Raw genomic sequence first — 22,819 nt, forward strand, 5'->3', positions numbered from 1 at the left:
CTCTCCCTCACCCGCCGGTGAGGTTATGACGTAGGTGTCCCCACATGCTCCGTGTGACGCCGTCCGGGCCCCGGGTGGTTCTGCGATCAGGACCGTCCGGCACCGCGCGGACGGCAACGGGTACACCCGTTGCTGCGGATACGCTACCGGTCGGACCGGGTCGGACCCGAGTCGGCCGCAGGCCGATATCAGACCGGTATCCGGACAGGGGTGCCGATCGTGACATTTCCCTCACCCGTGGACGCATGCCGTCACTTGCCCAGGACGGCCTGCATCACCGACTTGGCGATCGGCGCGGCGAGCCGGCCGCCGCTGATGCCGTCGCGGTTGTTGGAGCCGTCCTCGACGACCACCGCGACCGCGACCGAGCGGCCGTCGGAGGCCTTGGCGTAGGAGGTGAACCAGGCGAACGGCAGGCCCGCGTTGCCCTCGCCGTGCTGGGCGGTGCCGGTCTTGCCGCCGACCGTCAGGCCGGGGATCTTGGCGTTCTTGCCGGTGCCGTTCTCGACGACCGAGACCATGAGGTCCTGGAGCTTCTGCGCGGTGGCCGGGCTGACCGGCTGGGAGAACTGCTTGTCGGTGTGCTTGGAGATGGTGGTCAGCGAGGCGGAGCGCTCCTCTTCGACCAGGTAGGGCTGCATCAGCGTGCCGTTGTTGGCGATCGCCGCGGAGACCATCGCCATCTGCAGCGGGGTGGCCTGGGTGTCGTGCTGGCCGATCGAGTCCTGGGCGGTGCCGTCCGGGGTGGAGTTGGACGGGTAGACGCTCTTCTCGGAGCGGATCGGGGTGTCCACGGTGCTGTTGAAGCCGAACTTCTCGGCCTGCACCCGCATCTTGTCCTTGCCCAGGTCGGCGCCCATCTTGGCGAAGACGGTGTTGCAGGACTGGTCCATGCCGGACTTGATCGTGGCGTTGCCGCACAGCTCCCGGTCGGACTCGTTCTTCAGCACGAAGCTGGTGCCCGGCAGGGTGTACGGGTCCGGGGTCTGGGTCTGGTCGTCGATGTTCTGGTACAGGCCGTTCTCGAACGCCGCCGCCGCGGTGACCAGCTTGAAGGTCGAGCCGGGCGGGTACGTCTCGCGCAGCGCGCGGTTGAGCATCGGCTTGTTCGGGTCGGCGTTGAGGTCGGTCCAGGCCTTTTCGTCCGACTTCTCGTTGCCGGCGAAGCTGGCCGGGTCGTAGGACGGCGTGGAGACCAGGGCGAGGATCGCGCCGGTCTTCGGGTCGATCGCGACGGCGGCGCCCTTCTTGTTGCCGAGCCCGTCGAAGGCGGCCTTCTGGGCCTTGGAGTTGATCGTGGTGACGACGTCGCCGCCGCGCTTCTGCTCGCCGGTCAGCATGTCCAGGGTGTTGCGGAAGAACAGCCGGTCGTCGCTGCCGGAGAGGATGCCGTCCTCCAACTGCTCCAGCTGGCTGGAGCCGAAGGCCTGCGAGGAGTAGCCGGTCACCGGGGCGTACATCAGGGGGTCGGTCCAGGACCGCTTGTACTTGTAGCGCAGGCCGTTCACGAAGGTGGACTGGGTGATCGGCTGGCCGTCGACGATGATGTTGCCGCGCGGGTAGGCGTAGCGGTCGTAGACCTGGCGCTTGTTGTACTTGTTGCTGGCCCAGGCGTCGGCCTGCACGCCCTGGATCCAGTTGGTGCGCACCATGAGGGCCAGGATCAGGACGAGGCAGAAGATCGAGACCCGGCGGATCGGCTTGTTCACGAGGCGGTACCCCCCTGGATCTCGGGTGTGGGGGTGGGTTCCACCCCGGGGCGGCGGGCGTTGTCGCTGATCTTCAGCAGGATGGCGACCAGCGCCCAGTTGGCGACCACCGAGGAGCCGCCCTGGGCGAGGAACGGCATGGTCATACCGGTCAGCGGGATCAGGCCGGTGACACCGCCGGCGACCACGAAGACCTGCAGGGCCATCGCCGAGGAGAGGCCGACGGCGAAGAGCTTGCCGAACGGGTCGCGGGCGGCGACCGCGGTGCGCAGGCCGCGCTGGATCAGCAGGGCGTACAGCATGAAGATCGCCATCATGCCGGTGAGGCCCAGCTCCTCGCCGAAGGAGCCGAGGATGAAGTCGCTCTTGGCGGCGAAGTCGATCAGCCAGGAGCGGCCCTGGCCGAGGCCGGAGCCGGTCACCCCGCCGGAGCCGAAGGACATCAGCGCCTGGCCGATCTGCTCGGTGGCGTTGTCCGGGTGGTTGGGCCCGAAGGCGGCCATCGGGTCCAGCCAGGCGTCGATGCGGGTCTTCACGTGGCTGGTGGTGGAGGCCACCGCGACCGCGCCGCCGACCGACATCAGCAGGCCGAAGACGATCCAGCTGGTCCGCTCGGTGGCGACGTAGAGCATCACCACGAAGAGGCCGAAGTACAGGAAGGACGAGCCGAGGTCGTTCTCGAAGATCAGGATGAGCAGGCTGAGCAGCCAGATCACGATGATCGGGCCGAGGTCGCGGCCGCGCGGCAGGTACAGGCCCATGAAGCGGCGGCTGGCCAGTGCCAGGGCGTCCCGCTTGACCATCAGGTAGCCGGCGAAGAACACGGTCAGGATGATCTTGGCGAACTCACCGGGCTGGATGGAGAAGGAGCCCATCCGGATCCAGATCTTGGCGCCGAAGTCCTCCCTGCGCTCCGGGAAGAACGCCGGCGCGGCGAGCAGCACCAGGGCCACCGCCATCGAGATGTAGGTGTAGCGCTGGAGGACGCGGTGGTCCTTCAGGAAGACCATCACCACGATGAAGAACGCGATGCCCAGGCCCGACCACATCAGCTGGTTGGCGGCGGCCGGGAAGTTGTTGTGTATCAGCGGCCCGGCCTTGTCGAGCCGCCAGATCATCACCAGGCCGAGCCCGTTCAGCAGGGTGGCGATGGGCAGCATCAGCGGGTCCGCGTAGGGCGCGAACTTGCGCATCAGCAGGTGCGCGATCAGCGCGAGGGCGCCCATGCCCAGGCCGTAGCCGAGCATGCCGGTCGGCAGTTTGCCGTCCATCGCCAGGCCCACGTTGGCGTACGCCAGGACGGGCAGCACCACCGCGAAGGCGAGCATCGCCAGTTCGGTGTTGCGCCGGTTGGGCGTGGCCTGCGGCGAGATGGTGGTGTTGCGGCGGCGCCGCGAGGACGCGCGGTCGGCCGGCACACCGGCATCCCGGTGGTTGGCGTCGCTGCTCACATCGAAGGTACTCACGTCGTAGCCGCTCCCTGACGGCCGGCGGGTCCGCGCCGGGCGGGCGTATGTCGGGTCGCGTCCATCACGGCTTCGGGCAGGAGTCGGCGCGCTGCCGCTCCTCGTCGGTCAGGCCGGGCAGGTCGCCCTGCGGGGCCGCGGGGGCCGCGGTGCCCTGGCCGGGCGTGGCGGCCGGGGCGGTGGCGCTCGGGGCCGGGACCGGCGCGGTCGTGGGGACGCCGGCCGCCGGGGCGCGGCCGGTGGTGGACGGGCTGGGCGGCGTGGTGGCCGTCACGAACCCGGCGTGCGTCGCCACCGTCCCGGCGGCCTGCTGGGCGGCCGGGTTGGCGGCCGCGGCCCGGACGTCGGCGACCTTCTTGCAGAGCGCGGCCTGCTCGCCCAGCTTCTTCACCTTGTCGTCGGCGTCGTCGAGGCTGGTCGCCGAGATGGTGTTGGTGACGTGGGTGCGCTGGTCCTGCGGCAGGTACTTGAGTTCGATGTCCTTGTACGGCGTGTGCACCGAGGACAGGTTCAGTCCCGCCAGGCTCTGGTTGACGCCCTGGTAGACGGCGACGTGGTCGTCCTCGGCGCCGACGTAGTACTGGCTCTGGGTCCACTGGTAGCCGAAGAAGCCGCCCGCGCCGAGCAGGCCCACCGTGACCAGGCCCACCAGCGAGAACGTCAGCGCCCGGCTCCGGCGCTTCTTGCGGGGCGCCTCGTCGTCGAAGTCCTCGCTCCCGTAGACCGGGGGTTCGCCGCCGCGGCCGTCCGGGAAGCCCTCGGCCGGTCCGAAGCCGCCCCGGCCGTCGGGGCGGCCGGCGCCGTAGCCCTCGGCGGGGCCGAAGGCGCCCTGCGGGCCTCGGCCCAGTCCGGCGGCGCGGCCGGCCGGGGTGTCCGCGATCGAGCGGTCGGCGGCGGACGAGGACGGCGGGGTCTCGGCGACCGCGCCGACCACCACCGGCACGTCGTTGAACTGGCCGCTCAGGGTGTCCGTGGCGCCGACGTCGAGGACGTCCGCCACGATGCAGGTGATGTTGTCCGGGCCGCCGCCGCGCAGGGCGAGCTGGATCAGCTCCTGCACGGTCTGCTCGGGCGCGTAGAAGCTGCCCAGGGTGTCCTGGAGGGTCTGGTGGCTGACCGGGCCGGAGAGGCCGTCGGAGCAGATCAGGTAGCGGTCGCCGGCCCGGACCTCGCGGATCGACAGGTCGGGCTCGACCTGGCCGCGGCCGTCCAGGGCGCGCATCAGCAGCGAGCGCTGCGGGTGGGTCTCGGCCTCCTCGGGCGTGATCCGCCCCTCGTCGACCAGCCGCTGCACCCAGGTGTGGTCCTGGGTGATCTGCACCAGCGCGCCGTCCCGCAGCAGGTAGGCGCGCGAGTCGCCGACGTGCACCAGGCCCATCCGCTGGCCGGTCCAGAGCATCGCGGTGAGGGTGCAGCCCATGCCTTCGAGCTGCGGATCCTCCTCGACCATCTGGCGGAGCCGGTCGTTGGCGCCCTGGACCGCGTCGCCGAGCAGGGTCAGCAGGTCGGCGCCCGGCACGTCCTCGTCCAGCCGGACGATCGAGCCGAGCACCTCGGAGGACGCGACCTCACCGGCCGCCGCGCCGCCCATGCCGTCGGCCACGGCCAGCAGCCGCGGGCCGGCATAGCCGGAGTCCTCGTTCCCCTCCCGGATCAGTCCCTTGTGGGAGCCGGCGGCGAAGCGCAGCACCAGGGTCATGCGACCTGTGCCCCCCTCTGGGTCATGGACGGGATGCTGTCCCTCATGCGCTACTACTTCCGCAGTTCGATGACGGTCCTGCCGATACGGATCGGCATGCCCGGCTGGAGCGGGGTCGGCGCGGTCAGGCGCTGACGGTCCAGATAGGTGCCGTTGGTGGAGCCTAGATCCTCCACCGTCCACTGCCCAGTCTGGTCGGGATAGATCCTGGCATGCCGGGAGGACGCGTAGTCGTCGTCCAGCACGATGGTGGAGTCGTGGGCCCGGCCGAGCGTGATGGTCTGGCCCTGCAGCGCCACGGTGGTCCCGGCCAGCGAGCCCTGCACCACGACGAGCTGGGTCGGGGCGCCGCGGCGGCGCCCGCCGCCCTGGGTCGGCGGCCCGCCCGGGGCCGGCTGGCCCTGCGGGGCGCGCCCGGCGGCTCCGGCCGCTCCGGCGGCGGCAGGGGGGGCTGGTGCGGCGGAACCGCCGCCCCGGCGGGAGGCCCGCGGGTTCACCCGGGTCCCGAACAGATCGCTGCGGATCACCTGCACCGCGACGATCACGAACAGCCACAGCACGGCCAGGAAACCCAGCCGCATGACCGTGAGGGTCAGTTCTGACATAACCGCGCCCGCTCTACCCTTCGACCTGTCGGTAGACGATGGTGGTGGAGCCCACGACGATTCGAGAGCCGTCGCGGAGCGTAGCGCGCTGGGTGTGCTGCCCGTCCACCACGATGCCGTTGGTGGACCCCAGGTCCAGCACCATCGAGGGGGTGCCGGGGCGGATCTCGGCGTGCTTGCGGGAGACCCCGGGGTCGTCGATGCGGACGTCCGCCTCGGTGGAGCGGCCGAGCACGCAGGCGTTTCCGGAGATCTGGTGGCGGGCGCCGTTGACCTCGATCCAGCGGCGGACCGAGGTGCCGTGGCCGGCGCCCGGGAACGGGCGCACGTTGCCGCCGGCCGGTGCGGGCGGGCCGGGGGGCATCGCGGGAGGCGCGGCGGGCGGCGGGGGCGCACCGTACGGGGCGGCGCCGGGCTGCTGCCACGGTGCGCCGGGGGCCGGGGCGGCCGGCGGGCGGCCGTAGCCGGGCTGGGTCGGCTGCGCGGGGGCCTGCTGCTGCGGCTCCTCCGCGGCGAGGGTGCGGCTGCGCACCCGGTACAGGCCGGTGTCGAGGTCCTCGGCCTTCTCCAGGTTCACCTGGAGCGGGCCCATGAAGCTGTAGCGCTGGGCCTCCGCGTACTCGCGGACCATGCCGGCGAGCTCGTTGCCCAACTGCCCGGAGTAGGGGCTCAGCCGCTCGTGGTCGTGCGGGCTGAGCTCGACGATGAAGTCGTTGGGCACGACGGTGCGGTCGCGGTTCCAGATGCTGGCGTTGTTGTCGCACTCGCGCTGCAGCGCACCGGCGATCTCCACGGGCTGGACCTCGGACTTGAACACCTTGGCGAAGGTGCCGTTGACGAGACCCTCGAGTCGCTGCTCGAACTTCTTCAGCACTCCCATGGGGCACCCCCTTCCAGGGTTCGTTCGCCTGCCTGCCGACCGGTTTCCGGAGAACCGATCACGCCTACTTGCGGTACTTCCGTACTGATCGTATCCACGCCGGGGCCATCCGTACGGTTCCCGGAACACGTGGTGCCCGGGGGTGGGCTCGGACACACAGGGTGACGCATGCGGGCGGCAACATGCCAGGGCCACCCGCCCGGCGGGGCCGCCGTCCTTCGCTCGCCTGTTCGCCGGGCATCCGTTCGGATGCGCCCGGGTGCCCCGGGGAACGGATTCGGAGGTGACCCGCAGGTCGTGCTACTGTTTTCCACGTCGGAAGGGGCGCCCACCGGGTGGCCCGATCGAAGAACCGCGAAGGCCACATGGTACCGAGCGGGACGGCTGATCGACCGGCAAGCGGTGAAAACACCCATGCGCGGGTGGCGGAATAGGCAGACGCGCTGGATTCAGGTTCCAGTGCCCGAAAGGGCGTGGGGGTTCAACTCCCCCCTCGCGCACAGCGAAGCCCCGCAGATCTTCGGATCTGCGGGGCTTTTTTGTTTCCCTTTCCAGGGCGGATTTCCCGGGGTGCCGCGGGGTGACCCGGGCGGGGTGGCTCAGGAGGACGGGGCCGGCAGGTCGGCGCGGACCTCGAAGCCGCCGTCCGGGGTCGGACCGGCGGTGAGCGAACCGCCGAGCAACTGGGCGCGCTCGCGCAGTCCGACCAGGCCGTGGCCGCCGCCCGGCAGGGTCTGCGCGGGGCGGACCGGCGGCGCGTCGTTGCGCACCTCGACCCGCAGCCGCCGGCCGCGGGCCCGGACCCGGACGTGCACCGCAGACTCGGGCGCGTACTTGGTGATGTTGGTGAGCGCCTCCTGCACGGTGCGGTAGGCGGCCCGCTCGACCGCCTCCGGCCAGGGGTGGTCGCCCGGGAGGAGCTCGGTGTCGGCGGCCAGCCCGCTCTCCTCGATCAGCCGGGGCAGGTCGGCCAGCCTGGGCTGCGGGGCCAGCGGGGTGTCCATCCGCGGACCGCCGGCCCGCAGCACCCCGACCATCTGGCGCAGCTCCTCCAGGGTGCGCACGGAGAGTTCGCGGATGGTCCGGGCGACGCCCGCGGCCGCCGGGTCGGGGGAGGACACCTGGAGCGCGCCGGCCTGGATGCTGATCAGGCTGACCTGGTGCGAGACCACGTCGTGCATCTCCCGGGCGAGCCGGCCGCGCTCCGCGCTGAGCACCCGCTCGGCGAGCAGCCGGCTCTCCCGCTCCTGCCCGCGGGTCAGCTCGTCCAGCCGGGAGGCCAGCTCCCGCCGGGTGCGGGAGAGCAGACCGGTGGCGGCCGGGCCGGCCGCGAGCATCACGGACTGGATGGCGTACAGGGCGGTGTCCCGGCTGATCGTGAAGGACTGCTCGGAGACCGGCCAGTGGAAGAACTCGACGAGGGCGAACAGGGTGGCGCAGGGCACCACCACCCGGGGGCGGGGGCGTTCGGCGGCCACCGTGTAGACGGCGGTGATCGGGGCGAGCCAGATGTCGTCGATGTAGCTGCCGGGCATGGTCAGCAGCAGCACGGCGACGGGGAAGCGCCGCCGCCACGGCAGCGCGACGGCGGCCAGCACCGACAGCAGGCTCTGCCAGAGCGGGGCGCCCCGGGCCACCAGGGCGGCGTCCGCCAGCGAGTAGAGGGCGGGCAGCAGGAGCATCAGCCAGGGCGCGGTCAGCCCGGCCGGGAGGCGTCGTACGGGAAGGTCTCCGCCGCTCATGCCCCGTCGCTCGGCTTCGGGCGGACCAGCCCGGCCCGGTGGGCGATCACGGCCGCCTGGACCCGGTTGGCGGCGCCGAGCTTGCCGAGGATCGCGCTGATGTGGTCCTTCACGGTGCCGGTGCCCAGGAACAGCCGGTCGGCGATCTCGGCGTTGGACAGGCCCTCGCCGAGCAGCGCCAGCACGTCCAGCTCCCGGCCGGTCAGCGTGCGGGCCAGGGTGGCCGCCTCGGCGTCCGGGCCGCCGCCGTCCACGTAGCCGCCGATCACGGTGCGGGTCACCGTCGGGGAGAGGATGTTGCCGCCGGCCGCGAGCACCCGGACCGCGTGCACCAGCTGCTCCGGGGCGGTGTCCTTGAGCAGGAAGCCGGACGCGCCGGCCCGCAGCGCGGTGCCGATGTACTCCTCGGTGTCGAAGGTGGTGAGCATCGCCACAGCCGGCGGGTCGGGCAGCGCCCGGAGCCGGCGGAGCACCGAGATGCCGTCCAGGTCGGGCATCCGGATGTCGAGCAGCACCACGTGCGGGCGCAGCAGCCGGACGCACTCCTCGGTCTGCGCGCCGGAGCAGTCGCCGACCACCTCCAGGTCGGGGGCGGAACCGACGATGAGGCCGAGTCCGGACCGGACCAGGATCTCGTCGTCGACGATCAGCACGCGGGTGGTGGTGATGGGTCCCTCCTCGGTTCGGCGGCCGGGCCGGGCCGGTCCGCATGACTGGAATCGAGGGTAGGGCCTGACCGGCGGCTTCGCGGGACCCCGGGACCTGCCGGGGGCACCCCCGCCGAACGGCGGGGGTGTGAATCCGCTACCTGGTTCACGCCATTCTCACCGTGAGTGGGGAACCATGGAATTGGCTGCCGCTCAGTCGGCCTGCGGCCGGGGTGGGCGTCCGGCCGGGTCGCGTGCGGATGCGACCCACCACCTGATCGTTTGGAATTGAGCTGTGTCGTCCACTGTGAAGCCGGAGCCGTCCACCTCCCCCACCGGGTCCGGGTCCGAGCCCGGCGCCGTCATGGCGCGCTGGCGCCCGCGGGCCGCCGTGGCGACCGTGTGGTACCTGCGGCTGATTGCCCTGCTGAACCTCGTCACCGTGCTGCTGGAGCCGTTCCGGGACCAGGTCGAGACGCACAACGAGGGTGAGTACTTCACCCCCTACCTGATGACCGCGGGCCTGAGCAGCGCGGTGCTCTCGGTCTTCCTGGCGATCGCCATGCGGCGCCGCAAGCGGGCCGCCTGGATCTTCAACCTCGCCCTGGCCGGCCTGTTCGCGCTGCTCTACCTGGCGGCCATGGCGCTGCCCGGCGAAGGCTTCGACCGGCACCCGCTGAACTATGTCTCAACCGTGCTGACCTGCGGTTTCGTGCTGGCGCTGCTGGTCGGCCGGAAGGAGTTCACCTCCAAGGGCGACCGCTCCAACCCGAAGACCGCCGCCGCGACCTTCGTGGCGGGCCTGGGCTTCGGCGGTGTGGTCGGCGCCGCGCTGGTCGCGCTGACCAACAACCTGCCGACCGCGGACTTCTGGGACATGTTCCGCTACTCGGTCGGCCGGATGATCACCATCACCCCGTCCGAGCACCTGCGCTCCGTGATCGACGCGCCGACCTGGGTGAACGCGGTCATCAACGCGATGGGCGCGCTGCTCTTCCTGCTCGTCCTCTACGTGGCATTCCGCAGCCCGCGCGGCACCGAGCTGCTCAGCGCCGAGGACGAGCAGCGGCTCCGGGTGCTGCTGGACAAGCAGGGCGAGCGGGACTCGCTCGGCTACTTCGCGCTGCGCCGGGACAAGGCGGTGATCTTCTCTCCGAGCGGCAAGGCGGCGATCGCCTACCGGGTGGTCGGCGGCGTCTCGCTGGCCTCCGGCGACCCGATCGGCGACCCGGAGGCCTGGCCGGGCGCGATCGACGCCTGGCTGGCCGAGGCCCGCGAGCACGCCTGGGCGCCGGCCGTGATGGGCGCCTCCGAGGAAGCCGGCGTGATCTACGCCCGGCACGGCCTGGACGCGCTGGAGCTGGGCGACGAGGCGATCGTCGAGCTGGACGAGTTCTCGCTGGACGGCCGGGCGATGCGGGTGGTGCGCCAGGCCTACAACCGGGTCAAGCGGGCCGGGTACACCGTGCGGATCCGCCGCCACGAGGAGATCCCCGAGAGCGAGATGGCCGACCTGGTCGCCAAGGCCGACCAGTGGCGCGACGGCGCGACCGAGCGCGGCTTCTCGATGGCGCTGGGCCGGCTCGGCGACCCGGGCGACGGGCGCTGCGTGATGCTGGAGTGCCACGACGCCGACGGCGAGCTGAAGGCCCTGCTCAGCTTCGTGCCGTGGGGTGCGGACGGGCTCTCGCTGGACCTCATGCGCCGGGCCCGGGACACCGAGAACGGCCTGATGGAGTTCATGGTGATCGAACTCCTGCAGCGTGCCCGTGAGGTGAACCTGGCCAGGGTCTCGTTGAACTTCGCCATGTTCCGTTCCGTTTTCGAGCGCGGGTCGAAGCTCGGCGCCGGGCCGGTGCTGCGGCTCTGGCGTTCCGTTCTGGGCTTCTTCTCGCGCTGGTGGCAGATCGAATCGCTCTACCGGGCCAACGCCAAGTACCGGCCGATCTGGGAGCCGCGTTATCTGCTCTTCGAGAAGAGCAGCGAGATTCCGCGGATCGGCATCGCCAGCGCCCGGGCCGAGGGCTTCATCACCGCACCGAGCCTGCCCGCGCTGTTCCGTCGCCGGCACCAGGGGCCGCCCGCCGGCGAGGCGCCCCGCGTGCCGGTGGCGGCACGGAACGGGAAGGGGTAGACCCCTCCGCCGGGGGGCGGAGGGGACCGGTCGTCCGGATGGGGGGATTTCGGGGTGGAGCCTCCCCCCTGAGGATGACGGGGATCCGCACAAATGCCGATGTGGATTCGTAAAGCGGCTTCTAATGTGGGAGTAGTCGGGAAGGCGCTTGCGCCGACGGGGATTTGGAGAACGGGTTGTGATGCGGAGGACCCACGCGGGGGGCGTGCGAAAGGGGCCGGTGGCTATTGCCAAAGAGGCCGCTGTCGCCGAGTGGGGAACGCTGTTCGGCACGGTGCGGGAGCAGGTGGCGCGCAAGAAGTTCGCGGCCGTCCCGCTGGCCACGGCGGCGACCTGCCTGATCCTGCTGTTCAGCATCGTCCAGCACCTGCCGGGCGGGGAGCGCTTCGTCACCCAGATCGGTGTGGTGAAGGCGGCCCTGCCGCTGGAGGTCTCGCTGCTGCGGACGCCGCTGTCGCTGTACGTGCCGGCCCTGGACCTGCCGGTGTGGGGCGCGCTGGCGCAGGTCTTCGTGGTCTTCGGGATCGCCGAGATCGTGCTCGGCCGGCGGCTGACCCTGGTGGTGGCCTACACCTGCACGGTGGCCGGGACGCTGTTCGCCCGGGTCGGGGTGGCGATCGGGCCGGACCACCTGTTCGGGTTCCCGAAGTGGGTCGCGTACGTGCGGGACACCGGGCCGTCGGCCGCGGTGGTGGCGCTGGCGATCTGCATCGCGTTCCGCTGCCGGGCCTGGTTCACCGCCGGGCTGGTGGTGGCGCTGATGGTCGGTGAGGCGGTCGTGCTGCCGAACCTGGCGGGCATGGAGCACGTGGTCGCGGTGATCGCGGCGCTGCTGATCGCGGTCTCGGTGGAGGTCTTCGGGGACTTCTGGCCGCGGGTGCTGGCCGGGGTCGGGGCGGCCGCCGTGGTGGCGACGGCCACCGCCTCGCTGGAGGCGGCCGCCGAGGCCCGCCGCCGCGCCCCGGCCGGCGCCTGAGCGAGCACGCCCATCCCGGCACGCAGCCCACGAGCACAGGGCCACCCGAGCACGCCCACCCGAGCACGCAGCCCACGAGCCGAAGGGCCGCGCCGGTGCCGAAAGGGAGAAGCGAGGACGCCGTGACGAAGGAGCGGCGTTGGAGCGACGACCGTCGGCGCCGGACCGAAGCGGCCCGGAGGCGAGTGGGCTCCAATCAAAGGGGCAGTTCGAACCAGACCACCTTGCCGACCGCCTTGCGGGCGGTGCCCCAGCGGTCGGCGAGTTTGGTGACCAGGGTCAGGCCGCGGCCGGTCTCGCCGAGTTGTTCGGCGGGTTCCAGGGACGGCAGGTTGTGGCTGTCGTCGCTGACCTCGACCAGCAGCTTGTCGACCCGGATCAGCTGGAGCTGGACCCGGTCGCGGGCGACCCGGACGGCGTTCGTGACCAGTTCGCTGACCAGCAGCACGGTGGTGTCGCTGAGCGACTCCAGGTGCCAGGCGGCCAGCTGCTCGCGGACCAGGGCGCGGGCCCGGCCCACCTCGCGCTGGTCGACGGTGAGGTCCCAGGTGGCGACCTCGCTCGGCGCGACCCCGTCGAAGCGGGCCACCAGCAGCGCGACGTCGTCCTTGCGGTCGTCCGAGTGCAGTCGCTCCAGGACCACGTCGCAGGCCTGCTCGGGGCTCTGCGTGGGGTCGATGAGGTTGCCGCAGAGCGCGGCCAGCCCGGCCCCTATGTCGCCGCCCCGCACCTCGACCAGACCGTCGGTGCACAGCACCAGCATCGAGCCGTCCGAGACGTCGATGGTCTTGGCGACGAACGGGACCCCGCCCACGCCGATCGGGGCGCCGGCCGGGATCTCCAGCAGCTCGCCGGTCCCGTCCGGGTGGACCAGGACCGGCGGGACGTGGCCGGCGCTGGCCAGCTCGCAGGTCCGGTTGATCGGGTCGTAGACCGCGTACAGGCAGGTGGCGAGGTGGTCGTCGCCGAGCTTGTGGGCCAGGTTGTCCAGGTGGCGCAGCAGTTGGCCGGGCGGCAGGTCGAGGGCGGCGAGGGTCTGCATCGCGGTGCGGAAGCGGCCCATCGCGGCGGCCGAGTGCAGGCCGTGGCCCATGACGTCGCCGACCACCAGGGCGACCCGGCTGCCGGGCAGTTGGATCGCGTCGAACCAGTCGCCGCCGACCTCGGCCCGGGAGTCGCCGGGCAGGTAGCGGTGGGCGATCTGGACGCCGGGGATCTGCGGTGGGCGGGTCGGGATCATCGACCGTTGGAGGGTGGTGGCGACCCGGGCCTCGGCCCGGTGCAGCCGGGCGTTGTCGAGCGAGAGCGCGGCCCGGGCGGCCAGCTCCTTGAGGGTGGCGGCGTCGCTCTCGTCGAAGGAGCCGCGGTCGGGGAGCCGGAGCAGCTTGAGGATGCCGAGCACGGTGCCGCGGGCGGAGAGCGGCACCACCAGCATCGAGCGGCCGGAGACCACCGGGACGAGTTCCGGGCCGCCGAGCGCGGCGGCGTAGTCGACGGCGACGTCCCGGGTGACCACCGGGACCAGCACCGGCTGGTTGAGCTGGAGGGCCATCCCGGGCGGGGTGCGGCGGGGCATCGCGACCAGCGAGCCCTCGGCGAGCACGTGGTCCCACTGGCCGCTGGACTCGTTGCAGGCGAGCGCGACCCGGCGGAGCATCGTGTCGTCGTCCGGGCGGGCCTCGGGCAGCTCGGAGTCGGAGATCAGGCCGTCGACGAGGTCGACGCAGGCGAAGTCGGCGACCCGGGGGACGAGCACCCGGCACAGCTCGTGGGCGGTGAAGCCGAGGTCGAGGGTGGTGCCGACCTTGCCGCCGACCTCGTTGAGCAGGGCCAACTGCTCGCCGGCGTGGCCGTTGGTGAGGAACGGGCCGAACCGGCCCGCCGACGGCGCGGGGGCGGGTGGCGTGGCCGGCTCGCCGGGGAGGAGCCGATGGCCGTGGGCGGGGGGTTCGACGGTGGTCTGCTCGATGGCGGTGCCTGCTCTCGGCGGGGCCGGGACGACCGGGCCGGCGGTCGGCGTGCCGAGGCCGGCCGAGGTCGGGGCGGCGGCCTGCGCGGCGGCGGCCTCGCGCTGGGCGGGCAGCGGTCCGGCCGGGCGGCGGCCGGGCGCGGACTGCTCCGGCTGCGGCGGCGGGCCGAGCCGGGCGGTGCGCTGCTGCGCGGTCGGGTAGCGGCGGCCGATCCCGGCCGCGGCGTGCGCGGTGCCGGCCGCCGGGTCGGCCGGGCGCAGCGGCAGCACGGTGGCCGGGTCCAGCCGCAGGGCGGGCAGGCCGGCCCGGTCCAGGGCGGCGAGCAGCGGTCCGCGGCGCTCGGCGGAGCCGGGCAGCAGCGCGGCGAGCGGTCCGGGGACCGGCCGGCCGGGGGCGGTCAGCGCGGCGGAGAGCCGGTGGAAGCCGCCCAGCGCGCCGGGGGCGGCGGCGAACGGCAGCAGCCGCTCGCCGACGGCCAGCCGGGGGCCGGAGGAGCGCAGCGGGCGGGCGTCGGCGGCCAGCGCCAGCAGTGCGCCGGCCGGGCCGTCCACCGGGTAGGCCCACCAGAGCACGTCCCGCAGGTGCTCCTCGCGGTCGACCACGGGCAGCTGCCCCGCCCAGGGGGCGCCGGCGGCGGTCAGTTCGGCGAGGGTGGCGAAGGTGTCCCGGCGGCGCCCCGCGGCCGGGAGCGCGGCCGGGCCGGGCACGCTGCGCGGCTCGGCGGCGGGCAGCAGGCCGGCGGCCGGGCGGTCGTGGACGGCCTCCGCGCGGTGTCCGAACAGCTCCTCGGCGGCCCGGCTCCACTGGGCGATCCGCCCGTCGCGGTCGACCAGCACGAGGGCGAGCCGCACCAGGGCGACCACCCCTGACGGCTGGTCGCCCGGTGCGGTGCCGGGCCCCGGGTCGGTGCCCGCCGGACGCGGTGTGGAGTTGGGATCGTCCACCATGGATTCGGTCTGCTCCCGCCTGGCCGCCCTGTCGGGAGACGGCCGTTTCTCCGGGGGAAGGCATGCTGTGCGGATACCAGCGAAGCACGGACGGGCCGGGAGTCGATAGCGAAACGGGGAGATTCCTCGGTATCAGTTGCGTGTCACGTGCCGTGCGCCGGTACGCACTCCCCGTCCGCTGCGCGGCGGCCCCGCGCGGGCGGGCGGTAGGGTCGCAGGACGGCACGCAGGAGGAGGCGAGAGATGACCGCGCAGATCCCGGTCCGCTGGACCGATCCGGAGCAGCAGGAGCTGGAGGAGCGGGTCGAGGCCGCCGAACTCGCCTGGCTCACCATGGACGTCGACGTGCGGACGCTGCGGGTCGAGATCGACAACTTCGCGCTGATCCACCACCAGCTGCTCGGGCCGCTGTACGCCCGGCTCGACGAGCTGGACGCGCTGCTCGCCGAGGCGGCGGCCGTCCGCTCCGGGGACCCGGAGGACCTCCGGCGGGCCCGTGAGGCGCGGCAGCGGGTCGAGGACCTGCCGGACCTGGACGCGCTGTTCGACAGCGTCCGGGAGCAGAGCGAGCAGGAGCAGGCCCCGCCGCCGCCCGCCGCGCCCGCCCGGGTGCGGCCCGGCCGGGACGCCCAGCGGATCTACCGCGAGCTGGTCCGCCGCGCCCACCCGGACCTGTCCACCGACCCGGAGGAGCAGCGGCGCCGGGCGGCGTTCCTGGCCCGGGTCAACGAGGCCTACGCGTACGGCGACACCGGCGCGCTGGAGGCGCTGGCCTCCGAGTGGTCCACCGCGCCCGAGGCGGCGCCCGCCGCCGACTCCCCCGACCGGCTCGGCTGGCTGCGCCGCCGGCTGGAGTGGCTGACCGGCCGGATCGGTGAGCTCGCCGCCGAGCAGGTCCGGCTGGAGCGCAGCGCGATGGGCGAGCTGCTGGCCCTGGCCCCGCAGGACCCGGACGGGCTGCTGACCGAGCTGGCCGAGCAGCTGCTGGCCAAGGCCGCCGCCCAGCAGGCCGAGCTGGAACGGTTGGTGGGGGACAATGGCGGGGCCGATCCCGACCCTCAGGAGGACCAGACGATGTTCGCGCAGATCCCCACCATCGCCGCCGCCGCCGTGCCGGCCGACGCCGCCCTGCTGGACGTCCGGGAGCAGGACGAGTGGGACGCCGGGCACGTGGAGGGCGCGCTGCACATCCCGATCGGCGAGGTGGTCGCGCGGATCGGCGAGCTGCCGGACGAGAAGCTGTTCGTGCTCTGCCGGGTCGGCGGGCGCTCCGCGCAGGTCGTCCAGTACCTGGTGCAGAACGGCCGGGACGCGGTCAACGTGGACGGCGGGATGTACGCCTGGGACGGCGCGGGCCGTCCGATGGTGAGCGGCAACGGGCAGGACGCCTTCGTCCTGTAGCGCGCGACCGAGGGGGGAACGTGCACGGCGAGCCGGACGGACGGCCGGAGCGGTCCGGGGAGGTGCCGCGGGCGCTGCGGTATCCGTGGTCGGTGCTGCCGGGGGTGCTGCTCATGGTGGTCGGCCAGGTGCTGACGGCGGCCGGACACCCGATGGCCGCGATCGCGGTGGTCGCGACCGGTGCGGCGGTCCTGCTGCCCGTCGTGGGCGTGCTGCTGTGGCGGCGTCGCCGGAGCGGACCGGCCGGGACCGGGGGCTCCGCAGGGCGGCGCGAGTAGGGCAGGATGGGCGCGCTACCGGGCCGGCGCGGTGCCGGCCCCACCCGTCCCCGGGGGAGTTCATGGCCGAGAGTGCCGAGGCCGCCGAGAACGCCGAGAACGCCGAGAGCACGGACCCGCCGCCCGTCCGCCGGACCTGGTCGACGCCGGCCCGGGTCGTCCTGGGCGGCGCCGCCGTCCTGCTGGTGACGGCCACCGGGCTGTTCCTCGGCGCGGTCTTCCTGCACGTGGCGCCCGCCAACCCGCTCTCCCGGGAGTACCGGGAGCAGCTGGACGGCCTGATCTACCCGGAGTTCGAGCAGAACTGGAAGCTGTTCGCGCCCAATCCGCTGCAGCAGAACGTCGCGGTGGACGCCCGGGTGCGCACGGTGTCGGCGGACGGGGACCCCGTGGTCCACGACTGGGTGGGGCTGACCGCGCAGGACGTCGCGGCGATCCGGGGCAATCCGGCGCCCAGCCACGCCGACCAGAACCTGCTGCGCCGGGCCTGGGACTTCTACGACGGTTCGCACAGCGCGCAGGACGAGTCGTTGACCACCGAACGCGGGCGGCTGGCCGAGGAGTACCTGAAGCGGATCGCGGTGCAGCGGATCGGCCGCGGTGTGGAGGGGCGGCCGGTGGTGGCGGTCGAGCTGCGGGTGACCACGGCGACCGTCGCCCCGCCGGAGTGGAGCGGGGAGGCGGCGCCGCCCGGGCCGAAGGTGCGCGAGCTGCCCTGGTGGCCGGTACGGGACGAGGACCTGCGGGGGCTGTGGTGAGCGGCACGACGCCGGCCGGGGCGCAGGAGCGGCTGCTCGACGGGATCCCCCGTCAGCCCGGGCCGGCGGCCGGTGACGACGGGCCGCCCGGTCCGCACCGGCCGGGGCTGGCCGGGCTCGCGGCCCGGGCGTTCGCGGTGTTCGCCGGCCGGGTGCTCGGGCGCCACCAGGCGGCGACGGTGCGGATCGGCTTCGGGCTGGTCTGGCTGGCGTACCTGCTGCGCGAGTGGCCCAACCGGCGGCTGCTGTACGGCGACACCTCGCCGTGGTCGGCGGAGCTGGCGGACCGGCTGCTGGCGGAGAACGGGGCGTTCACCGTGCTGCCCTGGTTCGGCGGGCGGCCCTGGTTCGAGCTGGTCTACCACCTGGCGGTGCTGGCCGCGCTGGCGGTGCTGCTGGGTTGGCGGACCAGGGCGGCCACGGTGCTGTTCCTGGTCACCGTGCTGTCGCTGCAGAACCGCAACGTCTTCCTCGGCGACGGCGGCGACAACATCGTCCACCTGATGGCGGTCTACCTGGTCTTCACCCGGTGCGCCGAGGTGTGGTCGCTGGACGCCCGGCGGCGCCGGTCCGGGCGGGGCGGGGCGGCCGGGGTGCTGCTGTGGGCGGTGCTCGGGGCGGTGCTGCTGGTCTGTCAGCTGGGGGGCTTCGCCGGGACGAGCCTGGACTGGACGGTCCCGGCGTTCCCGTACGTCGGCTGGGGGCCGCTGTTCTGGCTGCTCTGGGCGGTGGCCGGGCTCTGGTGGCTGGTGGACCGGCTCGCGCCGCGGGGCGAGATGCGGGCGGTGCTGGACGCGCTGGCGACCATGGTGCACAACTGCGCGATGCTGGTGATCGCCGTCGAGGTGGTGCTGATTTATGCCACGGCCGGCTGGTACAAGGTGCAGGGCTCGCGCTGGCAGGACGGCACCGCGCTGTACTACCCGTTGCACCTGGACTACTTCACGCCCTGGCCGGGGCTGTCCGGGCTGGTCGGCGGGGCGCTGCTGCCGGTGTTCCTGATCACCTACGGGACGGTGCTGCTCCAGGTGGCCTTCCCGTTCACCTTGGTGAACCGGCGGATCAAGAACGCGCTGCTGGTGGTGATGATGGCCGAGCACGTGGGGATCGCGGTGCTGCTCGGGCTGCCGGTGTTCTCGCTGGCGATGATCGCGGCGGACGCGGTGTTCCTGCCCACGGCGGCGCTGCTGTGGGCCGGGGAGCGGGTCGCGCGGATCCGGCCGAGGGGCCACCACTAAGCTGACCGGTATGTCCTGGTTCGCTGCTCTTCGAGACACCGCGCGGACCGGACTGACCATCGACCGGACGCTCACCGACCCCAAGCGCGCGGTGCGCGGGGCGGTCGCCGTCGCCCTGGTGCTCTTCCCGACCCTCGCGCTCGGCGACGCCCGCCTCGCCACCTCGGCCGCGATGGGCGCGTTCATCGCCGGGACGGCGACCTTCCAGCGCAGCTTCCGGCCGCGGGCCACGCTGGCCGTCGCCGCCGGGATCGGACTCGGCGTCAGCACCTTCCTCGGCTACCTGGCGGCCGGGGTGACCGGGCTGTTCCCGGTGCTGCTGGCGGTCTGGGCCTTCGGCGCCGGGCTCACCTGGGCGATCGGGCCGACCGCCGGGGTGGTCGCCGCCAACACCCTCTCGGTGATGCTGATCGTCGTCCAGCTGCCGGTCAGCCCGCTGACCGCGCTCGGCCACGGGCTGGTCTGCGCGCTCGGCGGCGCCGTCCAGGCGCTGGTCATCACCGTCTGGCCGATCGGCAGCTGGACCGCCCAGCGCGAGGCGCTCGCCGACACCTACGCCGAACTCGCCGACTACGCGCGCCGACTGCGCCAGGACCCGACCGCGCACGTGGACCCGGAGCCGTTCATGGAGGCCCGGCACGCCGCCGCGCTGACGCCCTGGCAGGACCGGCACCGGCCGCCCGAACTGCGCGGCCTGCGCGGCCTCGCCGAGCGGATCCGGCCCACCCTGGCGGCGATCGCCGACCCCAAGGTCGGAGCCCCCGAGGAGGGGCCGGAGCGCGACCGGGCCCGGGAGGTGCTGGCCGCCTCCGCCGAGGCGATGGACGCGCTGGCCCGGGCGATCCGCACCGGCGCCCCGCTCCAGCTGCCACGCTCCGCGCCGGCGCTCACCCTGGTCGCCCGGACCGAGGGGCCGGAGCTGCGGGGCGCCGCCCGCCGGGCCGCGCGCCGGCTGGCCGGGCTGCTCCGCAAGGCCTCCGACACGCTCGACCGGAGCTCCGAGGACACCATCGACTCCCCCGTCCTCCAGCCCGGCGGGGCGCTGCGCAAGCCGCCGCTGGTCCGGATGCTGCCGACGGCGCTGCGCGCGGTGCGGCGGCAGTTCCATCCGCGCTCGGCGGTGTTCCAGCATGCCGTGCGGCTGGCCGGGGTGGTCACCGTCGCCTATCTGCTGGCCCGGCTGGTCGGCTTCCAGCACGGCTACTGGGCGCCGATGACGGCCGCGATGGTGATGCGGCCGGACTTCGCGCAGACCTACAGCCGGGGCGTGGCCCGGCTGGCCGGGACGGTCGTCGGCGTGGCCGCCTCCACCCTGGTGGTGCAACTGGCCCGGCCCGGCGAGTGGGTGCTGGCCGCGCTCGCGGTGGTCTCGATCGGCGGCGCCTATCTGACCTTCCGCACCGGCTACGCGGTGATCACCACCTGCATCTCCTCCTACGTGGTCTTCCTGCTCGGACTCCAGGAGGGGAACCCGCTGGTCACGGCGGTGGAGCGGGTCGGGCTCACGCTGCTCGGCGGCTCGGTCGCGCTGCTGGTCTACGCGCTCTTCCCGACCTGGCAGACCGCCCGGCTCGGTGAGCGGCTGGCCGAGTGGCTGGCCGCCGCCGGGCGGTACGCGGCCGAGGTGGTCGCCGTCTACGAGCGGCCGGCCGCGCCGCGCGGACGGGAGGTCCGCTCGGCGCTGCTGGACTCCCGGGAGGCGCGCTCGGAGCTGCTCCAGGCGATGCAGCGGGCCGACGCCGAGCCCGGCCGGCACGCCTCCGGGCTTCCGGGGGTGAGCCGGCGCCAGTTGGACCGGGCGCGCGCGGCGGTCGGCCACCTCGGGCGGGTCGCCGTCCTGCTGGAGGCCCACCTGCCCGGCGCGGACGCCGAACCGGTGCCGGGGGCGGCCGAGTTCGCCGAGGAGCTGCGGCTGGCCACGGCGCTGGCGGCGGGGGCGCTGCTGACCGGGCAGCCGGTGGAGTTCGACGCCGTGCGGGAGGCGCAGGCGCAGCTGGAGCGCCGGCTCGCCGAGCAGCCGGCCGGGGTGCAGGGGGACGTCGTGCGCTCCGGTACCCGGCTGCTGCTCCAGGCGCTGAAGGACCTCGAACGGGCGCTGCGCGGCGGCGGCACGGCGGCCGCCGCCGAGCGGCGCGAGCCGGAGCCCACCGCGCGTTAGCGGGATTCCCCGACGGCGGTGGCCGCGGCCTCCAGCCAGTTGGCGAACTCGCAGGCGAAGTGCCACTGGTGACCGGTGGAGAGCTCGTCCGGCGCGGCGGCCGGGAACTCGACGGTGAGCCGGATCCGCAGCCCCTCGGGGGAGTCGGCGAACTCGTGCATCACCCGCAGCACCTCGGAGCCGTCCGCCAGGTGGCCGGTGCCGCCGATCCGGACCGGGTACGCGGCGGTGGCGGGGGTCGGGTGGAAGCGCAGGAAGAAGCGCAGCGGGCCGCCGCCGACCGTCTCGACGATCTCCACGGTGTCGCCGGCGGAGTCGGCCAGGTAGTGCTCGGGGTTGGCGGCGAGCAGGGCGGCCCGGTCGGGGGCGTGCAGCCGGCCCTGCCACCAGGCGAGGAAGGCCGCGGCGTCGATGCCGGTGGCGGTCAGCTCGGTGACGGCGGCGCGCCACCGGCCGTCGGAGGCGCGCAGCCAGCCGGCCATGGCGGTGTCGGCGGCGGCGGTGTCGGGGGCGAGCAGGTCGCGGGTGCGGTCGTCGCCGAGGCGCTGCTTCAGCAGGCGCAGGGCGGCCCGGCCGCGCTCCAGCTCCCAGCCGAGGACGGCGGCGCGGTCGTGCCGGACGCCGTCGATGTCGGTGCGGATGCGCAGGGGGGTGGTGGTCGTCATGGCGTTGCTCCTCGGAGGGTGCCCGACTTAAGCGGAGAGATTTTCTCCGCCTCTGGTGACGCTAGCATAGGAGGAGAGAATCTCTCCGGTTAAGGGGTTTGGTGATGAGGGCGGACGCGGAACGCAGCCGGCGCAGGATCCTGGACGCCGCCTGCGAGGTCTTCCTGGAGCGCGGCCCGGACGCCCCGCTGGACGCGGTGGTCCGCCGGGCCGGGGTCGGTCCGGGCACCCTCTACCGGCGCTTCCCCGACCGGACGGCGCTGGTCCGGGCGCTGGTCACCGATCTGCTCGGCCGGCTCGCCGAGGCCGCCGGACGGGCGCGGACCGCCGAGCCCGACCCCTACCGGGCGCTGCGCCGCTTCGCGCACGCCGCCGCCGACCTGCGGATGGGCGCGGCGATCGTGGTGCTGCTGGAACGGCTGGTCGTCGACGCGGACCTGGTCGCCGCCCGCGCCCGCGCGGTCGCCGAGGTCGAGGCCCTGCTGCGGGCCGCCCAGGACGCCGGGCAGCTGCGGAGGGACGTCGGCATGGGGGACCTGGTGCTGCTCTGCGTGCGGGTCTCCCGGCCGCTGCCGGGCGGCCTGGCGGCACTGGACGCCGACGGCACGCTCGTCCACCGGCACCTGGACCTCGCGCTGGCGGGCCTGCGGCCGGGCGGCGGGGGCGGCGACGGGGCCGGCGAGGGCGGCGCGGCGCCGCTGTCGTTCGAACAGGTGATCGAGGCCGCCGGGCGGCCCGGTGAGCCCGGCGCGACGGGGATGGCAGAGTGAGCGGGATGAACGAGGAACTGCTGCGGGTCTGGCGGGCCGGTGCCGAGGAGCCGGGGACGGTTCTGCTGGACGGGTTCCACCCGCTGAAGCACGCGCTGCGGTTCGACGGCGCCGTCCGCCAGGTGCTGACCGCCGACCGGGCCGCGCTGCTGGCGCTCGCCGCCGAACTCGCCCCGGACGTCGCCCCCGCGCTGGACGCGCTGGCCGTCGAACTGCCCCAGGCCGCGCTGCGCACGCTCGCCCCCCGGCCGCACCCCACCGGGGTGATCGCGCTGGCGGTGCGGCCCACCGCCGCGGCCAACCGCGCCGCGCTGGCCGTCCGGCCCCGGCCGGCGCCGGTCGTGCTGCTGGAGAACCCGCGCAACCTGGGCAACGTCGGCGCGGTGATCCGGCTGGCGGCCGGCTTCGGCGCGGCCGGCGTGGTCACCACCGGCGAGCTGGACCCCTGGCACCCGGCGGTGCTCCGCGGCAGCGCGGGCCTGCACTTCGCCACCGCCGTCGAGCGGCTGACCCTGCCGGAGCTGCCGGCCGGCCCGCTCTACGTGCTGGACCCTAAGGGCGCGGACATCCGGGCGACGGCCTTCCCGGACGACGCGGTGCTCGCCTTCGGCACCGAGCGGCACGGCGTGACGCCGGAGCTGAAGGCCCGGGCCGACGAGCTGGTCGCGGTGCCGATGCGGCCGGGGGTCTCCAGCTTCAACCTGGCGACCAGCGTGGCGATGGGCCTGTTCCACTGGATGTCCGGACGCCCGCCCGGCGCGCCGGCGTGAACCGGC

General features: G+C 73.9%; 18 protein-coding genes and 1 tRNA gene. 10 read left to right on the plus strand and 9 right to left on the minus strand.

The features are described 5' to 3' along the window. Positions 1 to 251: 251 nt before the first annotated feature. The 5 genes from ACFCLZ_RS19480 to ACFCLZ_RS19500 form a co-directional block, all read right to left on the minus strand. A complete protein-coding gene (locus ACFCLZ_RS19480) occupies positions 252 to 1,709 on the minus strand; it encodes a peptidoglycan D,D-transpeptidase FtsI family protein (RefSeq protein WP_380277664.1) in 1,458 nt (485 codons plus the stop codon). Further along, entirely contained in the window at positions 1,706 to 3,127 is a 1,422-nt protein-coding gene (locus ACFCLZ_RS19485; protein WP_380286219.1) for an FtsW/RodA/SpoVE family cell cycle protein, read from the minus strand. Before ACFCLZ_RS19485 ends, ACFCLZ_RS19480 begins: the two co-directional genes overlap by 4 nt. 112 nt (positions 3,128 to 3,239) lie before the next feature. After that, positions 3,240 to 4,874, minus strand: a complete 1,635-nt coding sequence (locus ACFCLZ_RS19490; protein ID WP_380277666.1) for a PP2C family protein-serine/threonine phosphatase — start codon at positions 4,872 to 4,874, stop codon at positions 3,240 to 3,242. Positions 4,875 to 4,927: 53 nt separating this feature from the next. Next, on the minus strand, positions 4,928 to 5,479 hold the full coding sequence (locus ACFCLZ_RS19495) for an FHA domain-containing protein (protein ID WP_380277667.1): 552 nt from the start codon (positions 5,477 to 5,479) through the stop codon (positions 4,928 to 4,930). Between the two features lie 13 nt (positions 5,480 to 5,492). After that, positions 5,493 to 6,359 (minus strand): FhaA domain-containing protein, encoded by an 867-nt coding sequence (locus tag ACFCLZ_RS19500; protein WP_380277669.1) that lies wholly within the window; start codon positions 6,357 to 6,359, stop codon positions 5,493 to 5,495. A gap of 416 nt (positions 6,360 to 6,775) precedes the next feature. Here ACFCLZ_RS19500 and ACFCLZ_RS19505 point away from each other — a divergent pair. Continuing rightward, positions 6,776 to 6,859, plus strand: a tRNA-Leu gene (locus tag ACFCLZ_RS19505). A gap of 99 nt (positions 6,860 to 6,958) precedes the next feature. Here the strand turns inward: ACFCLZ_RS19505 and ACFCLZ_RS19510 are convergent. Together ACFCLZ_RS19510 and ACFCLZ_RS19515 are read right to left on the minus strand one after the other, a co-directional pair. Beyond that, positions 6,959 to 8,101: a sensor histidine kinase gene (locus tag ACFCLZ_RS19510; protein ID WP_380277670.1), complete on the minus strand. Its 1,143-nt coding sequence runs from the start codon at positions 8,099 to 8,101 to the stop codon at positions 6,959 to 6,961. Then, the gene (locus ACFCLZ_RS19515) at positions 8,098 to 8,748 is read right to left on the minus strand and encodes a response regulator (RefSeq protein ID WP_380286220.1); all 651 of its coding nucleotides are present in this window, start codon (positions 8,746 to 8,748) and stop codon (positions 8,098 to 8,100) included. The genes ACFCLZ_RS19510 and ACFCLZ_RS19515 overlap by 4 nt, the downstream gene beginning before the upstream one ends. Positions 8,749 to 9,112: 364 nt before the next feature. Here ACFCLZ_RS19515 and ACFCLZ_RS19520 point away from each other — a divergent pair, with 364 nt between their 5' ends. Both ACFCLZ_RS19520 and ACFCLZ_RS19525 read left to right on the plus strand, forming a co-directional pair. Next, a complete protein-coding gene (locus tag ACFCLZ_RS19520) occupies positions 9,113 to 10,882 on the plus strand; it encodes a phosphatidylglycerol lysyltransferase domain-containing protein (RefSeq protein ID WP_380286222.1) in 1,770 nt (589 codons plus the stop codon). Positions 10,883 to 11,102: 220 nt separating this feature from the next. After that, positions 11,103 to 11,858: a hypothetical protein gene (locus tag ACFCLZ_RS19525; RefSeq protein WP_380277672.1), complete on the plus strand. Its 756-nt coding sequence runs from the start codon at positions 11,103 to 11,105 to the stop codon at positions 11,856 to 11,858. Positions 11,859 to 12,054: 196 nt separating this feature from the next. Here ACFCLZ_RS19525 and ACFCLZ_RS19530 read toward each other — a convergent pair whose 3' ends face one another. Then, entirely contained in the window at positions 12,055 to 14,775 is a 2,721-nt protein-coding gene (locus tag ACFCLZ_RS19530; RefSeq protein WP_380277674.1) for a SpoIIE family protein phosphatase, read from the minus strand. Between the two features lie 243 nt (positions 14,776 to 15,018). Here ACFCLZ_RS19530 and ACFCLZ_RS19535 point away from each other — a divergent pair, with 243 nt between their 5' ends. The 5 genes from ACFCLZ_RS19535 to ACFCLZ_RS19555 all read left to right on the plus strand — a co-directional run bounded on the left by ACFCLZ_RS19535 (position 15,019) and on the right by ACFCLZ_RS19555 (position 20,608). After that, positions 15,019 to 16,176: a rhodanese-like domain-containing protein gene (locus ACFCLZ_RS19535; RefSeq protein WP_380277676.1), complete on the plus strand. Its 1,158-nt coding sequence runs from the start codon at positions 15,019 to 15,021 to the stop codon at positions 16,174 to 16,176. 20 nt (positions 16,177 to 16,196) lie between these two features. After that, positions 16,197 to 16,454, plus strand: coding sequence for a hypothetical protein (locus ACFCLZ_RS19540; RefSeq protein ID WP_380277678.1), 258 nt, complete (start codon positions 16,197 to 16,199; stop codon positions 16,452 to 16,454). Positions 16,455 to 16,516: 62 nt separating this feature from the next. After that, positions 16,517 to 17,212, plus strand: coding sequence for a DUF5819 family protein (locus ACFCLZ_RS19545; protein WP_380277680.1), 696 nt, complete (start codon positions 16,517 to 16,519; stop codon positions 17,210 to 17,212). Beyond that, on the plus strand, positions 17,209 to 18,450 hold the full coding sequence (locus tag ACFCLZ_RS19550; protein ID WP_380277681.1) for an HTTM domain-containing protein: 1,242 nt from the start codon (positions 17,209 to 17,211) through the stop codon (positions 18,448 to 18,450). Before ACFCLZ_RS19545 ends, ACFCLZ_RS19550 begins: the two co-directional genes overlap by 4 nt. 10 nt (positions 18,451 to 18,460) lie before the next feature. Further along, on the plus strand, positions 18,461 to 20,608 hold the full coding sequence (locus ACFCLZ_RS19555; RefSeq protein ID WP_380277683.1) for an FUSC family protein: 2,148 nt from the start codon (positions 18,461 to 18,463) through the stop codon (positions 20,606 to 20,608). Here ACFCLZ_RS19555 and ACFCLZ_RS19560 read toward each other — a convergent pair. Continuing rightward, positions 20,605 to 21,273 (minus strand): hypothetical protein, encoded by a 669-nt coding sequence (locus tag ACFCLZ_RS19560; RefSeq protein WP_380277685.1) that lies wholly within the window; start codon positions 21,271 to 21,273, stop codon positions 20,605 to 20,607. The genes ACFCLZ_RS19555 and ACFCLZ_RS19560 overlap by 4 nt on opposite strands. Before the next feature lie 104 nt (positions 21,274 to 21,377). On the opposite strand from ACFCLZ_RS19560, the gene ACFCLZ_RS19565 reads away from it, so the two are divergent. Next, positions 21,378 to 22,043 carry a TetR family transcriptional regulator gene (locus ACFCLZ_RS19565; protein ID WP_380277686.1) on the plus strand — a complete coding sequence of 222 codons (666 nt, stop codon included), beginning with the start codon at positions 21,378 to 21,380 and terminating at the stop codon, positions 22,041 to 22,043. A gap of 5 nt (positions 22,044 to 22,048) precedes the next feature. Next, complete coding sequence (locus ACFCLZ_RS19570; protein WP_380277688.1) at positions 22,049 to 22,813, plus strand: TrmH family RNA methyltransferase; 765 nt, start codon at positions 22,049 to 22,051, stop codon at positions 22,811 to 22,813. Positions 22,814 to 22,819 lie beyond the last annotated feature (6 nt).

The organism is Kitasatospora purpeofusca (genome assembly GCF_042691725.1).
In the GTDB taxonomy this organism is placed as follows: Bacteria; Actinomycetota; Actinomycetes; order Streptomycetales; family Streptomycetaceae; genus Kitasatospora; species Kitasatospora purpeofusca_B.